This is a genomic window from Bacteroides mucinivorans (assembly GCF_034654355.2).
Taxonomy (GTDB): domain Bacteria; phylum Bacteroidota; class Bacteroidia; order Bacteroidales; family Bacteroidaceae; genus Bacteroides; species Bacteroides nordii.
Window position 1 is genome coordinate 2,609,910 of sequence record NZ_CP178179.1, and the last position, 19,983, is coordinate 2,629,892.

The 19,983-nt window shown below is 38.0% G+C and carries 17 protein-coding genes; 16 read left to right on the top strand and 1 reads right to left on the bottom strand.

The features are described 5' to 3' along the window. Positions 1–38 precede the first annotated feature (38 nt). Positions 39–4,445, bottom strand: a complete 4,407-nt coding sequence (locus tag VCM39_RS09550; protein WP_323674046.1) for a translocation/assembly module TamB domain-containing protein — start codon at positions 4,443–4,445, stop codon at positions 39–41. Between the two features lie 236 nt (positions 4,446–4,681). On the opposite strand from VCM39_RS09550, the gene tsaD reads away from it, so the two are divergent. From tsaD to VCM39_RS09630, 16 genes are all read left to right on the top strand, one after another. Beyond that, positions 4,682–5,701 (top strand): tRNA (adenosine(37)-N6)-threonylcarbamoyltransferase complex transferase subunit TsaD, encoded by a 1,020-nt coding sequence (tsaD, locus tag VCM39_RS09555; protein ID WP_221651019.1) that lies wholly within the window; start codon positions 4,682–4,684, stop codon positions 5,699–5,701. 58 nt (positions 5,702–5,759) lie between these two features. Then, positions 5,760–6,992 (top strand): competence/damage-inducible protein A, encoded by a 1,233-nt coding sequence (locus VCM39_RS09560; protein WP_289294140.1) that lies wholly within the window; start codon positions 5,760–5,762, stop codon positions 6,990–6,992. A 120-nt stretch (positions 6,993–7,112) separates the two neighbouring features. After that, positions 7,113–7,373 (top strand): 50S ribosomal protein L28, encoded by a 261-nt coding sequence (rpmB, locus tag VCM39_RS09565; RefSeq protein ID WP_002560154.1) that lies wholly within the window; start codon positions 7,113–7,115, stop codon positions 7,371–7,373. Positions 7,374–7,394: 21 nt separating this feature from the next. After that, positions 7,395–7,583, top strand: a complete 189-nt coding sequence (gene rpmG / locus VCM39_RS09570; protein ID WP_002560155.1) for a 50S ribosomal protein L33 — start codon at positions 7,395–7,397, stop codon at positions 7,581–7,583. 20 nt (positions 7,584–7,603) lie between these two features. Beyond that, a complete protein-coding gene (locus VCM39_RS09575) occupies positions 7,604–7,762 on the top strand; it encodes a DUF4295 domain-containing protein (RefSeq protein ID WP_002560156.1) in 159 nt (52 codons plus the stop codon). A gap of 263 nt (positions 7,763–8,025) precedes the next feature. Next, a complete protein-coding gene (gene ftsY / locus VCM39_RS09580) occupies positions 8,026–8,985 on the top strand; it encodes a signal recognition particle-docking protein FtsY (protein ID WP_221651017.1) in 960 nt (319 codons plus the stop codon). Further along, the gene (gene rimO, locus VCM39_RS09585) at positions 8,982–10,280 is read left to right on the top strand and encodes a 30S ribosomal protein S12 methylthiotransferase RimO (protein ID WP_322934000.1); all 1,299 of its coding nucleotides are present in this window, start codon (positions 8,982–8,984) and stop codon (positions 10,278–10,280) included. Before ftsY ends, rimO begins: the two co-directional genes overlap by 4 nt. Positions 10,281–10,354: 74 nt before the next feature. After that, positions 10,355–10,627 (top strand): HU family DNA-binding protein, encoded by a 273-nt coding sequence (locus tag VCM39_RS09590; RefSeq protein WP_002560159.1) that lies wholly within the window; start codon positions 10,355–10,357, stop codon positions 10,625–10,627. Between the two features lie 12 nt (positions 10,628–10,639). Further along, the gene (locus VCM39_RS09595; protein WP_322934001.1) at positions 10,640–11,998 is read left to right on the top strand and encodes an HU family DNA-binding protein; all 1,359 of its coding nucleotides are present in this window, start codon (positions 10,640–10,642) and stop codon (positions 11,996–11,998) included. Positions 11,999–12,259: 261 nt separating this feature from the next. After that, positions 12,260–13,255, top strand: a complete 996-nt coding sequence (locus tag VCM39_RS09600) for an AAA family ATPase (protein WP_221651014.1) — start codon at positions 12,260–12,262, stop codon at positions 13,253–13,255. Between the two features lie 57 nt (positions 13,256–13,312). Continuing rightward, positions 13,313–14,182: a DUF58 domain-containing protein gene (locus VCM39_RS09605; RefSeq protein ID WP_007485679.1), complete on the top strand. Its 870-nt coding sequence runs from the start codon at positions 13,313–13,315 to the stop codon at positions 14,180–14,182. A 10-nt stretch (positions 14,183–14,192) separates the two neighbouring features. Then, complete coding sequence (locus VCM39_RS09610) at positions 14,193–15,266, top strand: hypothetical protein (protein ID WP_322934002.1); 1,074 nt, start codon at positions 14,193–14,195, stop codon at positions 15,264–15,266. A 48-nt stretch (positions 15,267–15,314) separates the two neighbouring features. Then, the gene (locus VCM39_RS09615; protein WP_221651012.1) at positions 15,315–16,298 is read left to right on the top strand and encodes a vWA domain-containing protein; all 984 of its coding nucleotides are present in this window, start codon (positions 15,315–15,317) and stop codon (positions 16,296–16,298) included. Positions 16,299–16,350: 52 nt separating this feature from the next. Then, positions 16,351–17,379: a VWA domain-containing protein gene (locus VCM39_RS09620; protein WP_322934003.1), complete on the top strand. Its 1,029-nt coding sequence runs from the start codon at positions 16,351–16,353 to the stop codon at positions 17,377–17,379. Positions 17,380–17,387: 8 nt separating this feature from the next. Further along, positions 17,388–18,104 (top strand): tetratricopeptide repeat protein, encoded by a 717-nt coding sequence (locus VCM39_RS09625; protein ID WP_221651010.1) that lies wholly within the window; start codon positions 17,388–17,390, stop codon positions 18,102–18,104. 33 nt (positions 18,105–18,137) lie between these two features. Beyond that, positions 18,138–19,979 carry a BatD family protein gene (locus VCM39_RS09630; protein WP_289293696.1) on the top strand — a complete coding sequence of 614 codons (1,842 nt, stop codon included), beginning with the start codon at positions 18,138–18,140 and terminating at the stop codon, positions 19,977–19,979. Positions 19,980–19,983 lie beyond the last annotated feature (4 nt).

A 19,983-nucleotide genomic window follows, 5' to 3' on the forward strand; every position in this document is an offset into this window, starting at 1 on the left:
GGAAACTACATTATAAGTGCATTATCCGGAATGCTTATTTATTTTTCCGGTCGTTGTCTTTTTGCTTTTGATTGTGCACTATCTGTTTTTGTAGAATCATTCTTTTGAACTTCTTCCTGCTTTTTCTCCATTTTTCTCTTTAGATTACGAAGCTTCCACTTGTTCCAGAAGAAAAGTTCATTCCATTTACTGAAATCTTTTTTATACATAATACCGACTCCCTGAGTGGTCAGATTGGTTTTAGTATAATAGCGATCATTCGTTTCATTATATGCTTTCAATCGTACTTCTCCCGAACGGGTCAGTAACCATTCTGCTTCAAAGTCTCCCACAAAGTTAGTATTTGCCATTGGATTATCTCGGTATCCAAAGTTCCCATTGATAATCAGCCGGTTATTGAGTAACTGCCCCGAAAGGATTCCTTCCACTTCCATATCTGTCCAGCCCTTCTCACCGGTACTGAGATTGGTTCCGATATTCCAGTTGTTATTGTCGATAATCTGTGAGAGTACATTGTTCAGCTGTCCGGATAGAGTAGAAGATAATACAGAAGACATCATGTCGGAACTCTGTCGGTTACCTGTATTATTTTCCATGTAAAACTTACCAATACCTAACAGATAGAGTATCTGCATATTCATTTGCTCATCTGTGCTGATATAATTGCGTACCAAAGCCTGTACCTCATCACGTTCGTTGGGAAGCTCAATACCCAGTTTAATAGAGGGACGCAACAGAATGCCAGTAAGATTCATCATACAGTTTACACGAACATTCGGTTGTTGTACAACCACAGATGCATCTGGTATCAGATCATTTAATGAGGCTGAGGGTACAGTGTAAGAGGCTTGTATATCCAATGTAGCATCAAGTGGTGGTCCATTGAATGTAATAGTACTTCCGTCTTTGATAATAAAGTCCTTACGTATTACTTCCTGAAGGCTGAATTTATAGATACCCTGTTGGATGTGGTAGTTACCGAACATTTTCACATCTCCTTTATTATAGAACTCTACACGAATATTACCTGAACCCCGCCCACTGATATAATCACCGGCAACAGGATCCATAACAATTTTCATTGTAGCATCCGGTGTAGCATCTACTAATATGTTGAGACGGATGTCTGTCTGTGAATTTTTCTCTTCTTCTTTCTGTTGGACTTGTTCATAGAATGAAATGATCTGTATCGAGTCCTGTATGCTACGTCGTGGGGTTTTGTCTACAAACTTAATAAATTGATTACTGGTGGCCGAAGCAACAGTTCCTGTACTATATGTAAAGTTTGTATTCCGGTTAGTAGTCATTGCTATATTTGCATCGAGTCCGTCTTGTGCATTACCTGCGAGCAGAGCATTTCCAGTGGCATATACTGTACCATAGAAGGGGAGATCCGGAGATTCCTGTGTGTTCATTACCAGCATATTGTTGACCTGAATGTCGAATTGATACTTTATATTCTTGAAATGTTCGTAATGGAGATATCCATTCATTCTTCCCTGGTGCCCTTCCATATCTGAAATATGGATGTGATCGAATGTGATTCCTTCCGGTGCCAGACGGATCGTGTCTTTTATGGCAAACGAGGTATTAAGTATATCAAATTTCATTGAGGCATCTGTCATTACGGCACCATCGAGATTTAATCCTTTGAATTTACCGTAAAAGTGCACTTTTCCTGTAGCTCTTCCTTTAATATCCTGAGCAATAGACCGCATATAATGTTCCAGAAACTTAATGTTCAGGTTTTCAGCATCAATGTTTAGATCGAGTCCGCTTGTAGGTTTGATAGGGTAGATGAACCCGTCTACGTGAACTTTGGAAATGTTTTTTTCTTGTATATGTGCATCCAGATAAATGCCTTTTTTCTCATTGTCCCATGCGCCATAGATATCTAAATCACCTAATAACCCTTTGTTCAGTGTGAAATTACGTATAGACAAGCGTGTGTTGAGTACCGGTTTCTTTAGTATTCCACTGGCATAAGCCATACCTGTGGCATCTCCCTCAAAATTAACATCATCTGAAATGCGTGCAATGTCAAAAACATAACCGATATTGATGTCTTTCAGATTAACTTTTACTGTATCCGCTGGATTGTCGGATACGCGTCCGTTGATTCGGATATAACGGTCCTGATGACTAAAATAGAAATCGTTAACATCAATTTTACCAGAATCCACCACTACTTGCGAAGGATGTACTTCCCAGATAGTATCATTTAAGATAACATCCGTAGGCTTTATGTCTACAATTGCTTTGAGTAAGGGTTTGTCTCCTTCTGTACGTAAAAATTGTGCAGCAGCAGCCAATTGTCCGCTATATGTGACAGCAGCATTATTTCCCCAATTAATAGTAGTGTTTACAAGGTCATCTTTAGCCTGTGCTTCAAGAGAAAGGTTCACAGCTCCGTTCTTTTTTTGATTGGTAAAGCGAACTCTGGCTCTGAACTGGTCAACAGGGTTTTCACAAAGTAATAATCCTGATTCTATGAAATTGTTTTTGTATTGTAAACGTGGGAAATATCCTTCTACACGCAGGCGTTGCATTCGGTCATTGACATATCCGTTAATGGTGGAATGGGTATATACCTTTAATGGAATATCAAAGATAGTGGATAGAATATCTGTATTATATATATTAATGTCAAAACTGAAATTATTGTCAGTCTTTATTGGCTTTTTAGGAGGAAGGATGAGTGAGGGTACATAACTACGTAAAATACCCATTATACTGGCGGGCAGTGTGTGGTACATGAAACGTCCCTTTACATTGGCAGTCAGAAACTCAGAGTTTAAGGTTAATTGGTTAATACCTGTCTGTTGTGTGGCGGACATATGCATGTTCTTCATGAAGAAATTTTTCTCGGGAGCTGTGAACTGCAAACTATCTATATCTATATCACCAATCATCTGATCAATAGAGCCTCCCTTGAAATTCGCGTTTACTTTTACGGAGAATATTGCATCTTTATATTTGGGTGTCAGGTTTAATTCGTGTGGACGGAAATTACTTACTGAGGCTGAAAAGTCAAAAGTTGGTACTTTTTCAGTCAGGTTAATGTTACCATTAATAGCAATAGTACCGTTTTCGTCATTTAATGCTACTTTACCATTGAATCCACCACGTTTGTATTCACCATCGAGAGTGATATTTTCATATTTATAACTACTATATTCAATGGCAGCTACTAGGCCTTTCAATACGATGGAAGGGCGCTGCTTTTCATAATGATTACCTTGTACGTCGAGATTAAAGGTGATTTCTCCTAACTTTTCATTATTCAATAATTTCCCCAGTTCAAAATCTTTTGTTTTAACGGATCCGGAATAGGCAAACAGACCCTTTGCTTTGTTTGAACTGAGTTTTAAGTCGGTTTTTACAGAACCTATGTCTGTATGGAACAGACCGTATGTGACGAGATCCGTGAAGTATCCGGAAACCTCTCCATGAAAAGATACATCTCCCAGGCGCTCAAGTATAGGAGGAACTCCATTATAATTTTTACTTAAATTGCGTACCAGAAAACCAATGCCGTCGCTATTGGCCGAAAGATTAGACATTTTGCCAAAAACGAAAGCGTCTTGTGGGTGTGACAGGTCTTGCAAAGAAACATCTCCTAACAGATGGAACTGCTTACCAGCCTTTATTTCAAGCTTAGAGCAATTCAGTTGGTCTATTGTACCATTGACATCCATATCGAGTTCGATCTGTTCTTTGAAGTTGGATAATGCCGGAACAAACGGAGAAATATCCTTTAATGTGATATGTGAAGGTAATGTGTGGAAAGAGAATCGTACGTTATTGGCAAATTGTTTAAATGCTCCCAGACTATCGTAATTCAGATGAATAGTATCCATCTTCAGAGAAGTATTAGGCAAATCAATAACAAAATTATCAATGGACATTTCTTTATCGTTAGCTACTAGCTTCAGACTTAGTTTTTTAAGTTCAAATCCGGATTGTTCGTCTACGCTTAGTCGCTTGATTGAGGCGTTTACAGAGTCATTTTGCAGCGCTTTCAACGAGATATTGGCTATAATGTTCTGTAAACGCACATGTTTGGCATTGAACTTACCTGGAGTTTCTTCTTCAGAAAGTACATCATATGCCAGTTTTCCACGACGAATTAATATGGAATTGATACGCAGGTCGATATTTTGCTCTTTCTTAATAGTATCTTTGGACGCAAATGCGTCAAGGACAAATTTGAAGTTAGGTGGTGAATCCGGAGTTTTTTTGTTTAGATTGATGTTGAAACCAAACAACTGCACACTACTAATGGTTATTTTTCCTTTGAAAAGAGGAAGTATCTCAAATTTGGCAGAGAGGCGGGTAACCTTCAACATTTCCTTCCCTGACTGGTCGTCAAGTAATACATCATCGATAATGATACGGTTCAACAGTCCCATATCTATTCTTCCAATAGTTAATTCGGTACCCATTACACGGGAGAGTTCTTTGGCTACGAATACAGCAAACTTCTGCTGAACAAAAGGTATGTTCAACAAAAGAATGACCCCGATATATACTCCCAGTACGATACCGAGTACCCAGCGTACAGTCTTTTTCAGCGTTCTGATAAGCGGTTACTTTTATTTTGCGAACAAAAATATAAAATAGTTCGTTATGAATCGTACTTTTATCATTACTTTTGTACCGTTTAAACATCAAAAAAACTATGAGTACAATAATATTAGGAATTGAGTCCTCTTGTGATGATACGTCGGCAGCCGTTATCAAGGATGGTTATTTGCTGTCGAATGTGGTATCCAGCCAGGCTGTTCATGAGGCGTATGGTGGTGTAGTGCCCGAGCTTGCTTCGCGTGCACATCAGCAAAATATAGTTCCGGTGGTACATGAAGCATTGAAACGTGCAGGAGTGACCAAGGAGGAATTGAGTGCTGTAGCTTTTACGCGTGGTCCGGGACTGATGGGGTCATTACTTGTAGGAGTTTCGTTCGCAAAAGGTTTTGCTCGTTCTTTAAATATACCAATGATTGATGTTAATCACTTGACTGGGCATGTGTTAGCTCATTTTATTAAAGCAGAAGGTGAAGAGAATCAACAACCTAATTATCCTTTTCTTTGTTTACTTGTGTCGGGTGGTAATTCGCAGATTGTATTGGTGAAGGCATATAATGATATGGAAATTCTGGGGCAGACTATTGATGATGCTGCCGGAGAAGCGATTGATAAATGCTCAAAGGTGATGGGGCTCGGATATCCGGGGGGGCCGATTATTGATAAATTAGCACGTCAGGGAAATCCGAAAGCATTTACTTTCAGTAAACCGCATATACCGGGACTGGATTATAGTTTTAGTGGATTGAAGACTTCTTTCCTTTATTCACTTCGTGATTGGATGAAGGATGATCCTGATTTCATTGAACATCATAAGGTAGATCTTGCAGCTTCATTGGAAGCGACAATTGTAGATATTCTTATGGATAAACTTCGAAAAGCTGCCAAACAATATAAAATAAATGAGGTAGCTGTAGCCGGTGGAGTATCTGCTAATAACGGATTGCGTAACTCTTTCCGTGAACATGCCGAAAAATATGGCTGGAAAATATTTATTCCGAAATTCAGTTATACTACAGATAATGCTGCAATGATTGCTATTACAGGTTACTTCAAGTATCTGGATCGGGACTTCTGTTCGATAGAACTTCCGGCTTATTCGCGTGTTACTTTGTGATATAAAAGAGAGTTGTATTGAAAGAGGTTGCTAATTACAATTATCTGATTGGTATAATATGTTTGCAGAGATTATTACAATAGGCGATGAACTACTGATAGGGCAGGTCACCGATACAAATTCGGCCTGGATGGGGCGTGAGTTGAATAAAGTTGGCATTGAAGTGATTCGCGTTGTTTCTGTCCGTGATCGTGCGGATGAAATAACTGAGGCTGTAGACGATGCGATGAATAGGGCCGATATTGTATTAATGACTGGTGGATTGGGGCCTACGAAAGATGATATAACCAAACAGACGTTATGTGCTTATTTTGATACGGAGTTAGTGTTCTGTGAAGAGGTATTTGAAAATATCAAGCGTGTACTGGCAAGTAAGATACCGATGAATGCGTTAAATAAGAGCCAGGCAATGGTTCCAAAAGATTGCCTTGTGATAAATAACCGGGTAGGTAGTGCGCCTGTTAGTTGGTTTGAAAAAAATGGTAAGGTATTGGTATCTATGCCGGGTGTACCTCAGGAGATGATTACCGTGATGAGTGAAGAAGTGATTCCTCGTTTGCGTAAGAAATTTGATACAGATGTAATTATACATAAGACTTTTACTGTAAAGAATTACCCTGAATCTGTTTTGGCAGAAAAACTTGAATCATGGGAAGAAGCTTTGCCTGAATCTATAAAATTGGCCTATTTGCCTAAACCCGGTATTATTCGGCTCCGGCTTACAGGGCGTGGAAGGGATAAGGAAGCTGTGCAATCTCAGATTTCTGTTGAAGGGTGTAAACTGAAAGATATTTTAGGGGATGCTATTTTTGATGAAGAAGATACTCCACTTGAAATACTTATTGGAAATTTGCTAAGAGAGAAGAATTTGACCGTATCCACCGCAGAGAGTTGTACGGGAGGAAGCATTGCTGCTAAATTAACTTCTGTGCCTGGCAGTTCGGATTACTTTAAAGGAGGGATTGTTGCTTATTCTAATGAAATTAAGGAATCGTTGTTGGGGGTGTCGTCTGAAACGCTCAAAAAACAGGGGGCTGTCAGTGAAGAAACTGTGATCGAAATGGTAAAAGGTGCGATGAAAGCGTTGAAAACTGATTGTGCTGTTTCAACTTCCGGAATAGCTGGTCCTGGTGGAGGGACAAAAGAGAAACCGGTGGGTACTGTTTGGATTGCAGCTGCCTATAAAAATGAAATTCGAACAATGAAGCAAGATACAGACCGTGGGAGAGAGATGAATGTCGAGAGAGCTGGAAATAATGCCTTTTTGTTACTTCTGGACCTTCTAAAATAAAGAAAAAGTGTACTGTATAACGAATTATTTTAAGAATTACTTGTTTTATATCTATAAAAGTGCTTACTTTGCGCTCTGTTTGAAATAAGTATAGATAAAAACTATAAAAATAAGATAGAAATGTCGAAGATTTGTCAAATTACCGGAAAGAAAGCCATGATTGGCAACAATGTTTCACACTCAAAGAGAAGAACAAAGAGAACCTTTGATTTGAACTTGTTTAACAAGAAGTTCTATTATGTAGAACAGGACTGCTGGATCAGCCTTAGCCTTTGTGCTGCTGGTTTGCGCATTATTAACAAAAAAGGATTGGATGCTGCACTGAACGATGCAGTTGCTAAAGGGTATTGTGATTGGAAAACCATTAAAGTGATTGGCTAAACGTAGAGGAGAAAACTGATTATGGCAAAGAAAGCAAAAGGTAATAGAGTACAGGTGATTCTGGAATGTACAGAACATAAAGATAGCGGTATGCCGGGAACATCTCGTTATATCACAACAAAAAATAGAAAAAATACTACAGAAAGACTTGAGTTGAAGAAATACAACCCTATTCTGAAGAGAGTAACAGTTCACAAGGAAATTAAATAATAAAAGATAGAGAATAACCCATGGCAAAGAAAACAGTAGCAAGTTTGCACGAAGGATCTAAAGAAGGTCGTTCTTATACTAAGGTTATCAAAATGGTTAAGTCTCCGAAAACTGGTGCTTACATTTTTGATGAACAGATGGTTCCTAACGAAAAGGTACAAGACTTTTTCAAGAAATAATAGATTGCAGTTATTCTGCAATTAAAAAATCCTCTCATGTTATTATTGGGGGGATTTTTTTTGTAGTTATAGATTTGTGAATCTTTATTTGTAATTCTATAAATAAAAAAAAGAGCTCTCCTGAACAGTTTGAGATGCTTTCTTGTTGTTGTTTGAAGTTTGCTAAAACGTCGTGGAGTTTCAATTTTCTTTCCTCACTTTTTAGTTTTTCATTACTTTATTATATCTTTGTAGCATAATGTATTATACAAATAGTAAGTATCATGGGATTTTTTAGTTTTTTTTCAAAGGAAAAGAAGGAAACTTTAGATAAAGGATTATCTAAAACCAAGGAAAGTGTGTTCAGTAAGATAGCCCGCGCAGTAGCCGGTAAGTCAAAAGTGGACGACGAAGTGTTAGATAATTTGGAAGAGGTGCTCATTACTTCTGATGTAGGTGTAGAGACTACGCTAAACATCATTAAGCGTATTGAAAAACGTGCTTCAAATGACAAATATGTAAACACGCAAGAACTTAATACTATTCTTCGTGATGAAATAGCTGCATTGCTGACGGAGAATAACTCTGATGATGTCGCTGATTTTGATGTGCCAATAGATAAGAAGCCATATGTGATTATGGTAGTGGGTGTTAATGGAGTAGGTAAGACTACTACTATTGGAAAATTGGCATATCAGTTTAAGAAAGCCGGAAAATCAGTATACCTGGGTGCTGCGGATACATTCCGCGCTGCTGCGGTAGAGCAATTGGTTATCTGGGGTGAAAGAGTAGGAGTACCTGTTATTAAGCAAAAAATGGGTTCTGATCCTGCTTCTGTAGCATATGATACACTAAGTTCGGCTGTTTCCAATAATGCTGATGTGGTTATTATTGATACTGCAGGTCGCTTGCATAATAAGGTCGGATTGATGAATGAACTGACAAAGATCAAGAACGTTATGAAAAAAGTAGTGCCAGATGCTCCTAATGAGGTTTTGTTGGTGCTTGATGGTTCTACTGGGCAAAATGCTTTTGAACAAGCGAAACAATTTACATTGGCTACAGAGGTTACAGCTATGGCTATTACCAAATTGGATGGTACGGCTAAAGGGGGAGTCGTGATTGGTATTTCTGATCAGTTTAAAATTCCTGTAAAGTATATCGGTTTGGGTGAAGGTATGGAAGACTTACAGGTTTTCCGTAAAAAAGAATTTGTAGATTCCTTGTTTGGAGAGAATGCATGAAGAGAAAGACTATAGATATTATAACCTTAGGGTGTTCTAAAAATTTAGTAGATTCAGAACAGTTGATGCGTCAACTAAACGAAGCCGGATATAACGTTACTCATGACTCAGAGAAACCTAAAGGAGAGATTGCGGTAATAAATACCTGTGGTTTTATTGGTGATGCAAAAGAGGAGTCTATTAATATGATTCTTGAATTTGCTCAGGAGAAAGAAGAAGGGAATCTGGAAAAATTATTCGTAATGGGATGTTTGTCAGAACGGTACTTAAAAGAACTGGCAATCGAAATTCCCCAGGTAGATAAATTTTATGGAAAGTTTAATTGGAAAGAACTTCTAAAAGATCTGGGTAAAGCTTATCACGATGAATTGTACATTGAACGAACATTAACTACTCCTGGTCATTATGCTTATCTGAAAATCTCGGAAGGGTGTGACCGTAAATGCTCATATTGTGCTATTCCTATAATAACAGGACACCATGTGTCACGGCCGATTGAAGAAATACTGGATGAGGTGAAATATCTTGTGTCTCAGGGTGTGAAAGAGTTTCAGGTTATAGCACAAGAGCTTACTTATTACGGAATTGACTTGTATAAGAAACAAATGCTTCCGGAATTGGTAGAACGTATTTCTGATATTCCTGGCGTAGAGTGGATTCGTTTGCATTATGCTTATCCTGCTCATTTTCCTACAGATCTTTTTCGTGTAATGCGTGAACGTGATAATGTATGTAAGTACATGGATATCGCTTTGCAACATATTAGTGACAATATGTTGGAACATATGCGCCGGCATGTAACAAAGGAGGATACTTATCGGTTAATAGAGCAGTTTCGTGAAGAAGTTCCCGGTATTCATTTGCGTACTACCCTGATGGTAGGGCATCCGGGAGAAACGGAGGCTGATTTTGAAGAATTGAAAGAATTCGTTCGTAAGGTGCGTTTTGACAGAATGGGAGCTTTTGCATACTCAGAAGAGGAGGGGACTTATGCTGCCGAGTGTTATGAAGATTCTGTTTCTGCAGAAGTAAAGCAGGCTCGTTTGGATGAATTGATGGATATTCAGCAAGGGATATCATCTGAGTTAAGTGCTGCAAAAGTGGGTAAACAACTAAAAGTAATTATTGATCGTATTGAGGGAGATTATTATATTGGACGTACAGAGTTTGATTCTCCGGAAGTGGATCCGGAGGTTTTGATTAATCGTGCGGACCAAACGCTTCTGATTGGTAACTTTTATCAGATAGAGGTGATTGATTCTGATGATTTTGATCTTTTTGGAAAGGTTATTTAAAGTATTCTTCCATAGAATTTGTTTATTTGCTTAATAATGACTAATATAGCGTCGTACTTTTAAAATTTTTGGATTTGAATAATAAAGATTTTATTTCAGAGTTATCGCGTAGGTTAGGATATACAATTAAGGATACATCCGAATTGGCATCCTCTTTATTGTCGGGTATGACCCAGGAATTACAAGAGGGAAATGTTGTTACAATACAAGGTTTTGGGACCTTTGAAGTAAAGAAGAAAGCAGAACGTATTACAGTTAATCCAACAACGAAGCAACGCATGCTTGTTCCTCCTAAATTGGTTTTGACGTATAGACCGAGTGCTCAACTAAAAGATAAGTTTAAATAAAGGTTCACTCTCATGAATGAAAGGTTATATCTGCAGAATTTTATAGACTTATTATCTGAGAAATACGGCATGGATAAAAAAGATGCCGATAAATTTGTTAAAGAGTTCTTTCTTTTGATAGAGGAAGCTCTTGAACAGGACAGGTCTGTGAAAATTAAAGGCTTTGGCACTTTCAAACTGGTGGATGTTGAGAGTAGGGAGAGTGTGAAGGTTAATACGGGAGAACGATTCCAGATACAGGGTTATACAAAGGTTTCCTTTATTCCGGATGGTTCATTACGTGATATTATTAATAAGCCATTTTCTCATTTTGAAACAGTGGTGTTGAATGAAAAGACTGTTTTGGAAGATACTCCGGTGGTGGATTCGGATGATGATGGGGAGTTGACAGAAGAGGAACCTGTATCACAGAGTGTGGGGAGAGTGAATCCTGAAGAAAGTATCAAAGAAGTAGAGAGTGCTGAGGAAATAGTTGAAGAAGAAAAGTCTTCGATAGAAGAAAAGGAGAAAGAAGTTTCTGCTGTGGAAAATGCTTCAGTAGCGGCAGAAGGGCAAGATGCGGTTACTGAAGTTGTAGTACCGAAAGTAGAAGAGGTGAAAAATGAAATAATAGTTGGTGAAAAAGGAGTTTCTGACGATATTATTATGAAGAAAGAAGCTACTCCTTCTGTAAATCAACCCTCTCAATTGGATAAGGAAAAAACAGCAGATCCAGAGAATTCTCGGTCAGTAGCTCCAAAGTTGTCTGCAGAAGAAATAATAGCCCGGGAATTGGCTGTTTCAACAGTGGCGGATGAAGCTCCGGTTAAAAGAAAAAGTAAACCCAAGCAGGTGAAATCTGAAAAGTCTCCGGTACCTTATCTTATTGCAATAATCGTTATTGTATTATTGCTTTGTGGAGGGGCCTTGCTTTTCATCTATTATCCTGATCTCTTTGATTCTACAGACAGAATTGAAAAAGTGAAGGAAATGGAAAAGGTTGTTCAGCCTACTTCAGAACCGGTTATTCTCCAAGATACAATAATCAGAGAAGATACGGTTGCTGAAGTTGTTTCTCCTGTGAAAGAAGAAACTCCGGTGGCTGTTCCTGTATCTAAAAAAGAACCGGAAACAGTGAAGAAAGACGCTGGTAAATCGACAACAGCTAAGTCTGTTCCTTTCAAACCGGATTCTGTTAGTTATATTATAACGGGAACTAAAACTACATATACTATCAAAGAAGGGGAAACATTGACAAGAGTTGCTTTACGCTTTTATGGAACTAAAGCTTTGTGGCCATACATCGTAAAACACAATCCGGGAGTTATTAAAAATCCCGATAATGTACCGTATGGAACTACGATTAAGATCCCTGAATTAGTTAGGAAATAATAGCTCGAACTTTTTACTTCGCCTGAATGTATACATGCTTGTTTCATTCAGGCGGAGTTTTTTGTATAGGTGCGAAATGTTATGGAACTGCTAAACCATATAAAAGTACCTTAATCTAAAGGTTTCGCATTGTTTTTTAATAAAAATTAGTTGCAATGGTTAATTTTATGGCGTACTTTTGGAATCGAATTAAAAAGCCTTACACAAACAAGAGGCTTATATATTATTTGTGGTAATTAAACAATAAAATATTAAGTATTTATGGCTGAATCAATTGATATCCGCGAATTGAATGAGCGGATTGAAAGACAAAGTGCTTTCGTTACCAATCTTACAACAGGCATGGACCAGATTATTGTTGGTCAGAAACATTTGGTAGAGTCGCTGCTTATTGGACTTCTTTCTGACGGGCATGTACTGTTGGAAGGTGTGCCTGGTTTGGCAAAGACATTAGCAATCAAAACGTTGGCATCATTGATTGATGCACAATATAGTCGTGTACAATTCACCCCCGACTTATTGCCTGCTGACGTTATTGGTACAATGGTTTACAGTCAGAAGGACGAATCATTTCAGGTAAAAAAAGGTCCTGTTTTTGCTAATTTTGTATTGGCTGATGAAATAAACCGTGCACCGGCTAAAGTACAGAGTGCCTTGCTTGAAGCGATGCAGGAACGTCAGGTTACTATTGGTAAACAAACTTTTCTTTTGCCTGAACCTTTCTTAGTATTAGCTACTCAAAATCCGATTGAGCAGGAAGGTACTTATCCGTTGCCGGAAGCACAGGTGGACCGTTTCATGTTGAAGGTAGTCATTGATTATCCGAAGTTGGAAGAAGAAAAATTGATTATTCGTCAGAATATTAATGGTGAGAAATTTAATGTAAAGCCTATCCTCAAGGCAGATGAAATTCTTGAGGCTCGTAAAGTCGTTCGCCAGGTTTATCTGGATGAGAAAATAGAACGTTATATTGTAGATATTGTATTTGCGACACGTTATCCTGATAAATATGATTTGAAGGAGTTGAAAGATATGATTGGATTTGGCGGTTCTCCCCGCGCGTCTATTAATCTTGCATTGGCTGCACGTACATATGCATTCATTAAACGACGTGGATATGTAATACCGGAAGATGTGCGTGCTGTAGCTCATGACGTACTTCGTCATCGTATTGGTTTGACGTATGAGGCAGAAGCCAGCAATATAACTTCAGATGAAATTATCAGTAAGATATTGAATAAAGTTGAAGTGCCTTAACTTTGATTGAGTGATGAATAATTTTCGATTTTCAAATCTCAATTCTCAATTAAACAGATGGAAACAAGTGAAATATTAAAAAAGGTCCGTCAGATTGAAATAAAGACGCGTGGATTGTCTAACAATATTTTTGCAGGTCAGTATCATTCGGCTTTCAAAGGTAGAGGTATGGCGTTTTCAGAGGTGCGTGAATATCAGTTTGGTGACGATATTCGTGATATCGACTGGAATGTGACTGCGCGTTTTAATAAACCCTACATTAAGGTGTTTGAAGAAGAACGTGAGCTGACAGTGATGTTGATGGTTGATGTTTCCGGTAGTTTGGAATTTGGTACTGTTAAGCAGATGAAGAAAGATATGATAACTGAGATTGCTGCAACATTGGCATTTTCGGCTATTCAGAACAATGATAAAATTGGTGTAATCTTTTTCTCTGATCGAATAGAGAAGTTCATTCCTCCTAAGAAAGGACGTAAACATATTCTTTATATAATTCGTGAATTAATTGATTTTAAACCTGAAAGTCGGCGTACAAATATTCGGTTAGCACTGGAGTACTTGACGAATGTAATGAAAAGGCGTTGTACTGCTTTTATTTTATCTGATTTTATTGATCAGGAAAATTTCAAGAATGCCATGACGATTGCCAACCGGAAGCATGATGTAGTAGCCGTTCAGGTTTACGATAGGCGTGTGGCTGAACTTCCACCAATAGGATTGATGAAAATTAAAGATGCCGAAACCGGACATGAACAATGGATTGATACTTCGTCGAAAGCAGTTCGTCAGGCACATCATAATTGGTGGGTGAGTAAACAGGATGAACTGAGTGACATCTTTACTAAAAGTAATGTAGATTCAGTATCGGTACGTACAGATCAAGACTATGTAAAGGCGTTGTTGAACTTGTTTGCCAAACGAAATTAACGGAAAGACAATGAATAGAAATGGTTTTCTAATAATACTGTTGTTTTTGTTATCTGGTAGGGCTGTTGCACAGTCTGTTACTGTTGAAGCTAAAATAGATTCTTTGCAGATTCTCATTGGAGAACAGGCAAAGATACAATTACAGGTGGCGATGGATGCAAAGCAGCGAGCTGTTTTGCCTGCTTATACTGATACAATAGTACGCGGAGTGGAAATTGTGGAAACTGCTAAACCGGATACACAATTTTTGAATGACCGTCAGCGATTGCTGATTACACAAGAATATACTGTAACATCTTTTGATTCTGCTCTTTATTATCTGCCTCCGATGGTGGTGACGGTTGATAATAAAGAGTATAAGTCGAAGGCATTAGCATTGAAAGTGTACTCGATGCCAGTAGATACCTTGCATCCGGATCAATTCTTTGGGCAGAAAGCCGTAATGAAAGCTCCTTTTGTTTGGGAAGATTGGTATGGACTAATCGGATGTTCATTCCTTGCATTACCGTTGCTTGCTTTGTTTATTTATTTTATCATACGTATTCGTGATAATAAGCCAATTATACGTAAGGTGAAAGTAGAACCCAAATTGCCTCCGCATCAGGCTGCAATGAAAGAGATCGAACGTATTAAGAATGAGAAGGTATGGCAAAAAGGACTTCCGAAGGAATATTACACGGAACTTACAGATACTCTTCGTACTTATATAAAAGATCGTTTTGGTTTCAATGCGTTAGAGATGACTTCTTCGGAAATCATTGATAATCTGATGGAAATGAATGATAAAGAAGCTATTGCAGATTTGAAGGAGCTCTTCCAAACAGCGGATTTAGTAAAGTTTGCTAAGCATGATCCGCAAATGAATGAGAATGATGCCAATCTGATTAATGCTATTGATTTTATTAATGAAACTAAGCAGCCTGAAGAGGAGAACCAGAAGCCGCAACCAACGGAGATTACGATTATAGAAAAACGTTCATTGCGTGCTAAGATATTGCTTATTTGTGGCATTGTTTTATTATCAGTAGCTCTTGTAGCAACTTTTGTATATATTGGAATGCAACTTTATAATCTCTTTGCTTAAGGGAGTATTTCTCAATCGTGAATAGTAAATTGTAAAATCGTAAATAGAATGGTTTTTGCCAATATTGAATATTTATTTTTGCTGCTGTTGCTCATACCTTATATTGTATGGTATGTTTTAAAGTGGAAGAAAAGCCAGGCAACGCTTCAAATTTCGGATGCCCGGGTATATGCACATACACCAAAAAGTTATAAGAACTATTTGTTGCATGTACCATTTGGACTTCGAATCATAGCATTGATATTGATTATTCTGGTACTTGCCCGACCTCAAACTACGGATAACTGGCAAAATAGCGAAATAGAGGGTATTGATATTATGCTTGCTATTGACGTATCTACCAGTATGCTTGCTGAGGATTTAAAGCCTAATAGATTGGAAGCCGCTAAAGATGTAGCAGCTGAATTTATTAATGGACGTCCGAATGACAATATTGGTTTGACTTTATTTGCTGGTGAAAGTTTCACGCAGTGTCCTTTGACAGTGGATCATGCAGTGTTGCTCAACTTGTTTCAAAGTATTAAATGTGGTATTGTGACAGATGGGACAGCAATAGGTATGGGTATTGCTAATGCAGTAACGCGTTTGAAAGATAGTAAAGCTAAATCAAAGGTTATTATTTTGTTAACTGACGGTACGAATAATAAAGGAGATATTTCTCCTTTAACTGCTGCTGAGATAGCTAAGAGTTTTGGTATTCGCGTATATACAATTGGTGTCGGTACAAATGGTATGGCTCCTTATCCGTATCCGATAGGGAATTCCGTGCAGTATGTAAATATACCTGTTGAAATTGACGAAAAGACGTTGACTGAGATTGCAGGTACAACAGACGGAAATTATTTCCGAGCTACCAGTAATTCAAAGCTGAAAGAGGTTTATGAAGAAATTGATAAACTGGAAAAAACAAAGTTGAGTGTTAAGGAATATAGCAAACGTCAGGAAGAATATCGCTGGTTTGCCTTGGTAGCTTTTCTTTGTATATTACTAGAGGTACTGTTGCGTAACTCAATTCTTAAGAAGATTCCATAGTATAAATGTGATTTCAATCGTAAATTGTAAATCGTAAAATTTAAATAGAAAGATGTTTCGATTTGAAGAACCTGCATATTTATATCTGTTGTTGCTATTACCGTTATTAGCTGTTTTCTATCTGTATTCTAATTACAGAAAGCGAAAAGCTATTCGTCGTTTTGGTGATCCGGTATTGATGACACAACTTATGCCTGACGTTTCCAAATATCGTCCGGATGTGAAGTTTTGGTTGATTTTTGCTGCAATCGGATTGTTTGCCGTATTGTTGGCACGTCCGCAGTTTGGTTCAAAACTGGAAACAGTGAAACGTAAAGGAGTAGAGGTAATAATTGCACTTGATATATCTAACTCTATGTTGGCGCAGGATGTTCAACCTAACCGTTTGGAAAGAGCTAAACGTCTTATATCTAGATTGGTAGATGAAATGGAAAATGACAAGGTAGGTATGATTGTGTTTGCAGGTGATGCTTTTACTCAACTTCCGATCACAAGTGATTATATTTCTGCTAAAATGTTTTTGGAGTCTATTAATCCTTCACTGATCTCTAAACAGGGAACTGCCATCGGAGCTGCTATTAATCTTGCAACACGTAGTTTCACTCCGCAAGAAGGGGTAGGACGTGCTATTATTGTCATTACTGATGGTGAGAATCATGAAGGAGGAGCTGTGGAAGCTGCTAAGGCTGCGGCTGAAAAAGGAATCCAGGTGAGTGTATTAGGAATAGGACTTCCTGATGGGGCTCCGATTCCCGTTGAAGGTACAAACGATTTTCGTCGTGATCGGGATGGAAATGTAGTGGTAACTCGACTTAATGAAGCTATGTGTCAGGAAATCGCTAAAGATGGTAAGGGTATATATGTACGTGTTGATAATTCAAATTCTGCTCAAAAAGCTATTAACCAGGAAATTAATAAAATGGCAAAATCAGATGTTGAATCCAAAGTATATACAGAATTCAACGAGCAGTTCCAGGCCATTGCATGGATTATTTTGCTTTTATTATTAGCCGAGATGTTGATATTGGAACGTAAGAATCCGTTGTTTAAGAACATTCATCTGTTCTCTAATAAGAAGTAATTATGCTTATGTCAAAAAATAAATATATTCTGTTCATTCTGTTTGTGATGCTGGCAGCTGGAGCTTCAGCACAAAAGATAGAGAGAGACTATATCCGTAAAGGAAATCGTTTGTTTAACGATAGTGTATTCGTAGATGCTGAAGTGAATTATCGAAAGGCATTGGAAGTCAACCCTAAATCAACGGTTTCTATGTATAATCTTGGTAATACACTGTCTCAGCAGCAGAAATTTAAAGATGCTATGGAGCAATATGTAGCTGCTGGTAAGATTGAGAAAGATAAAATGAAACTGGCACATATTTATCATAATATGGGCGTTTTATTTCAGGCAGGGAAAGATTATGGTCAGGCTGTAGAGGCTTATAAAATGTCGTTGCGTAATAATCCTAAAGATGATGAAACTCGTTATAATCTGGCATTGGCACAGAAGATGTTGAAGGATCAGCAACAGAATCAGCAAAACCAGGATCAAAACCAAGATCAGAATAAGGATGAGCAGGAAAAGAAGCAGGATCAGCAAAAAGATCAGAATAAGCAAAATGATCAAAAGAAAGATGATCAGCAGCAGCAACCGCCCAAGCCAGAGAAGAAAGATAATGAGATGTCAAAGGAAAATGCTGAACAACTCCTTAATTCTGTGATGCAAGACGAAAAGGATACCCAGGATAAAGTTAAAAAACAGCAACAGGTAATTCAGGGAGGTCGTCTCGAAAAAGATTGGTAATAACAAAGTAAGATGATAAAAACTTCAAAAGAAATGAGAAAACTGATTTTCTTATTGATAATATTTGTAGCAGCAAGCATTAATGTCTTTGCCGATGGCAAAGTATCGTTTACTGCATCAGCACCTGATGTAGTAGTGGTGGGAGACCAATTCAGGTTATCCTATACAGTGACTACGCAGAAGGTGAGAGACTTTCGTGCACCATCTATCAAAGGGTTTGATGTATTGATGGGACCTACTCGAAGTACGTTTAGTAATACGCAAATAATTAATGGTGCGATGTCTTCAGAAAAAGGAATTACATTTACCTATATTCTGATGGCAACAACTGAAGGTGATTATTCTATTTCTGGTGCAACAATTACGGCAGATGGAGATCAAATGGTTTCTAACTCTGTAAAAATAAAAGTGCTTCCACCCGATCAGAGTGCAGCTGCGACTTCAAGTGGTGCGGCTACGCAGGGGAATAGTTCTTCTGGCAGAACTTCTTCTGCAAGTGTTTCCAGCCAAGACTTGTTTGTAACAGCAACAGCTACAAAAACAACTGTTTATGAGCAAGAGGCTTTTCTACTGACTTATAAAATTTATACACGTGAAAGCCAGTTGCAATTTGATAATGTGAAATTACCGGATTTTAAAGGTTTCCATTCGCAGGAAATAGAACGTCCATCTAATGCAAAATGGTCGCAAGAGCATTATAAAGGAAGAAACTATTATACTACTGTTTTTCGACAGTTCGTGTTATTTCCACAGCAGTCCGGAAAGCTCACGATTGAGCCGGCACGGTTTGATGCCTCTGTTGCAAAAGCAGTACGGAGCGCTGATCCATTTGATGCATTCTTTAATGGAGGCAGTAACGTTGTTGAAGTGAAGAAAGTACTTACAACTCCGGCTATTACAATCAATGTGAATGCTCTTCCTGCGGGTAAACCTGCTGATTTCTCAGGTGGAGTAGGAGAGTTTACTATTAGTTCTTCAATAAATAGTAAGGATGTAAAAACAAATGATGCAATCACGATTAAGTTGGTAATTTCTGGTACAGGAAATTTAAAATTACTTTCAAATCCGGAGGTGAAATTTCCGGAAGATTTCGAAGTGTATGACCCAAAAGTAGATAGCCAGGTCCGTTTGACATCGAGCGGGTTGTCTGGTAATCGTGTGATTGAATATTTGGCGATTCCGCGTCATCCAGGTAATTATAAGATACCGGCTGTAACATTCTCTTATTTCGATATTAAATCTAAGTCTTATAAGACGTTGAAAACAGAAGACTATGAAATAAAAGTAGAGAAAGGTGCTGGTAATGCAGATCAGGTGATTGCGAACTTCACGAATAAAGAAGATCTGAAAGTTTTGGGTGAAGATATTCGTTATATTAAGTTGAAAGATGTAACGCTTCAGCCTAAGGGAAGCTTCTTCTATGGTTCATTCGCTTACTGGTTGTTCTATATAATTCCTGCCATTGCATTCATTATATTCTTTATTATTTATCGTAAGCAGGCAGCTGAGAATGCTAATGTGGCTAAAATGCGTACGAAAAAGGCAAATAAGGTAGCTACAAAGCGTATGAAACTGGCAGGTAAACTGCTTGCTGAAAATAAGAAAGAAGCATTCTATGATGAAGTATTGAAAGCTTTGTGGGGATATATAAGTGATAAACTGAATATCCCGGTATCTCGCTTATCAAAGGATAATGTGGAAGAGAAGTTGAGAAATCATGGAGTAAGTGATGAATTGATTAAAGAGTTTTTGGATGCTTTAAATGAATGTGAATTTGCACGTTTTGCTCCGGGAGATGAAAGCCAGGCTATGGATAAAGTCTATTCGTCATCTCTGACTGTGATTAGTAAGATGGAGAATTCAATAAAACACTAAATTA

Excerpts from the sequence above, each read along its gene's own strand:
- VCM39_RS09600 (WP_221651014.1), top strand. The coding sequence starts at position 12,260 with ATGGCTGAATCAATTGATATCCGCGAATTGAATGAGCGGATTGAAAGA.
- VCM39_RS09615 (WP_221651012.1), top strand. The coding sequence starts at position 15,315 with ATGGTTTTTGCCAATATTGAATATTTATTTTTGCTGCTGTTGCTCATA.
- VCM39_RS09575 (WP_002560156.1), top strand. The coding sequence starts at position 7,604 with ATGGCAAAGAAAACAGTAGCAAGTTTGCACGAAGGATCTAAAGAAGGT.
- VCM39_RS09610 (WP_322934002.1), top strand. The coding sequence starts at position 14,193 with ATGAATAGAAATGGTTTTCTAATAATACTGTTGTTTTTGTTATCTGGT.
- rpmG (WP_002560155.1), top strand. The coding sequence starts at position 7,395 with ATGGCAAAGAAAGCAAAAGGTAATAGAGTACAGGTGATTCTGGAATGT.
- VCM39_RS09630 (WP_289293696.1), top strand. The coding sequence starts at position 18,138 with ATGAGAAAACTGATTTTCTTATTGATAATATTTGTAGCAGCAAGCATT.
- VCM39_RS09560 (WP_289294140.1), top strand. The coding sequence starts at position 5,760 with ATGTTTGCAGAGATTATTACAATAGGCGATGAACTACTGATAGGGCAG.
- ftsY (WP_221651017.1), top strand. The coding sequence starts at position 8,026 with ATGGGATTTTTTAGTTTTTTTTCAAAGGAAAAGAAGGAAACTTTAGAT.
- tsaD (WP_221651019.1), top strand. The coding sequence starts at position 4,682 with ATGAGTACAATAATATTAGGAATTGAGTCCTCTTGTGATGATACGTCG.
- VCM39_RS09550 (WP_323674046.1), bottom strand. The coding sequence starts at position 4,445 with ATGGGTACCGAATTAACTATTGGAAGAATAGATATGGGACTGTTGAAC.
- VCM39_RS09605 (WP_007485679.1), top strand. The coding sequence starts at position 13,313 with ATGGAAACAAGTGAAATATTAAAAAAGGTCCGTCAGATTGAAATAAAG.
- VCM39_RS09625 (WP_221651010.1), top strand. The coding sequence starts at position 17,388 with ATGTCAAAAAATAAATATATTCTGTTCATTCTGTTTGTGATGCTGGCA.
- VCM39_RS09620 (WP_322934003.1), top strand. The coding sequence starts at position 16,351 with ATGTTTCGATTTGAAGAACCTGCATATTTATATCTGTTGTTGCTATTA.
- VCM39_RS09595 (WP_322934001.1), top strand. The coding sequence starts at position 10,640 with ATGAATGAAAGGTTATATCTGCAGAATTTTATAGACTTATTATCTGAG.
- rimO (WP_322934000.1), top strand. The coding sequence starts at position 8,982 with ATGAAGAGAAAGACTATAGATATTATAACCTTAGGGTGTTCTAAAAAT.
- rpmB (WP_002560154.1), top strand. The coding sequence starts at position 7,113 with ATGTCGAAGATTTGTCAAATTACCGGAAAGAAAGCCATGATTGGCAAC.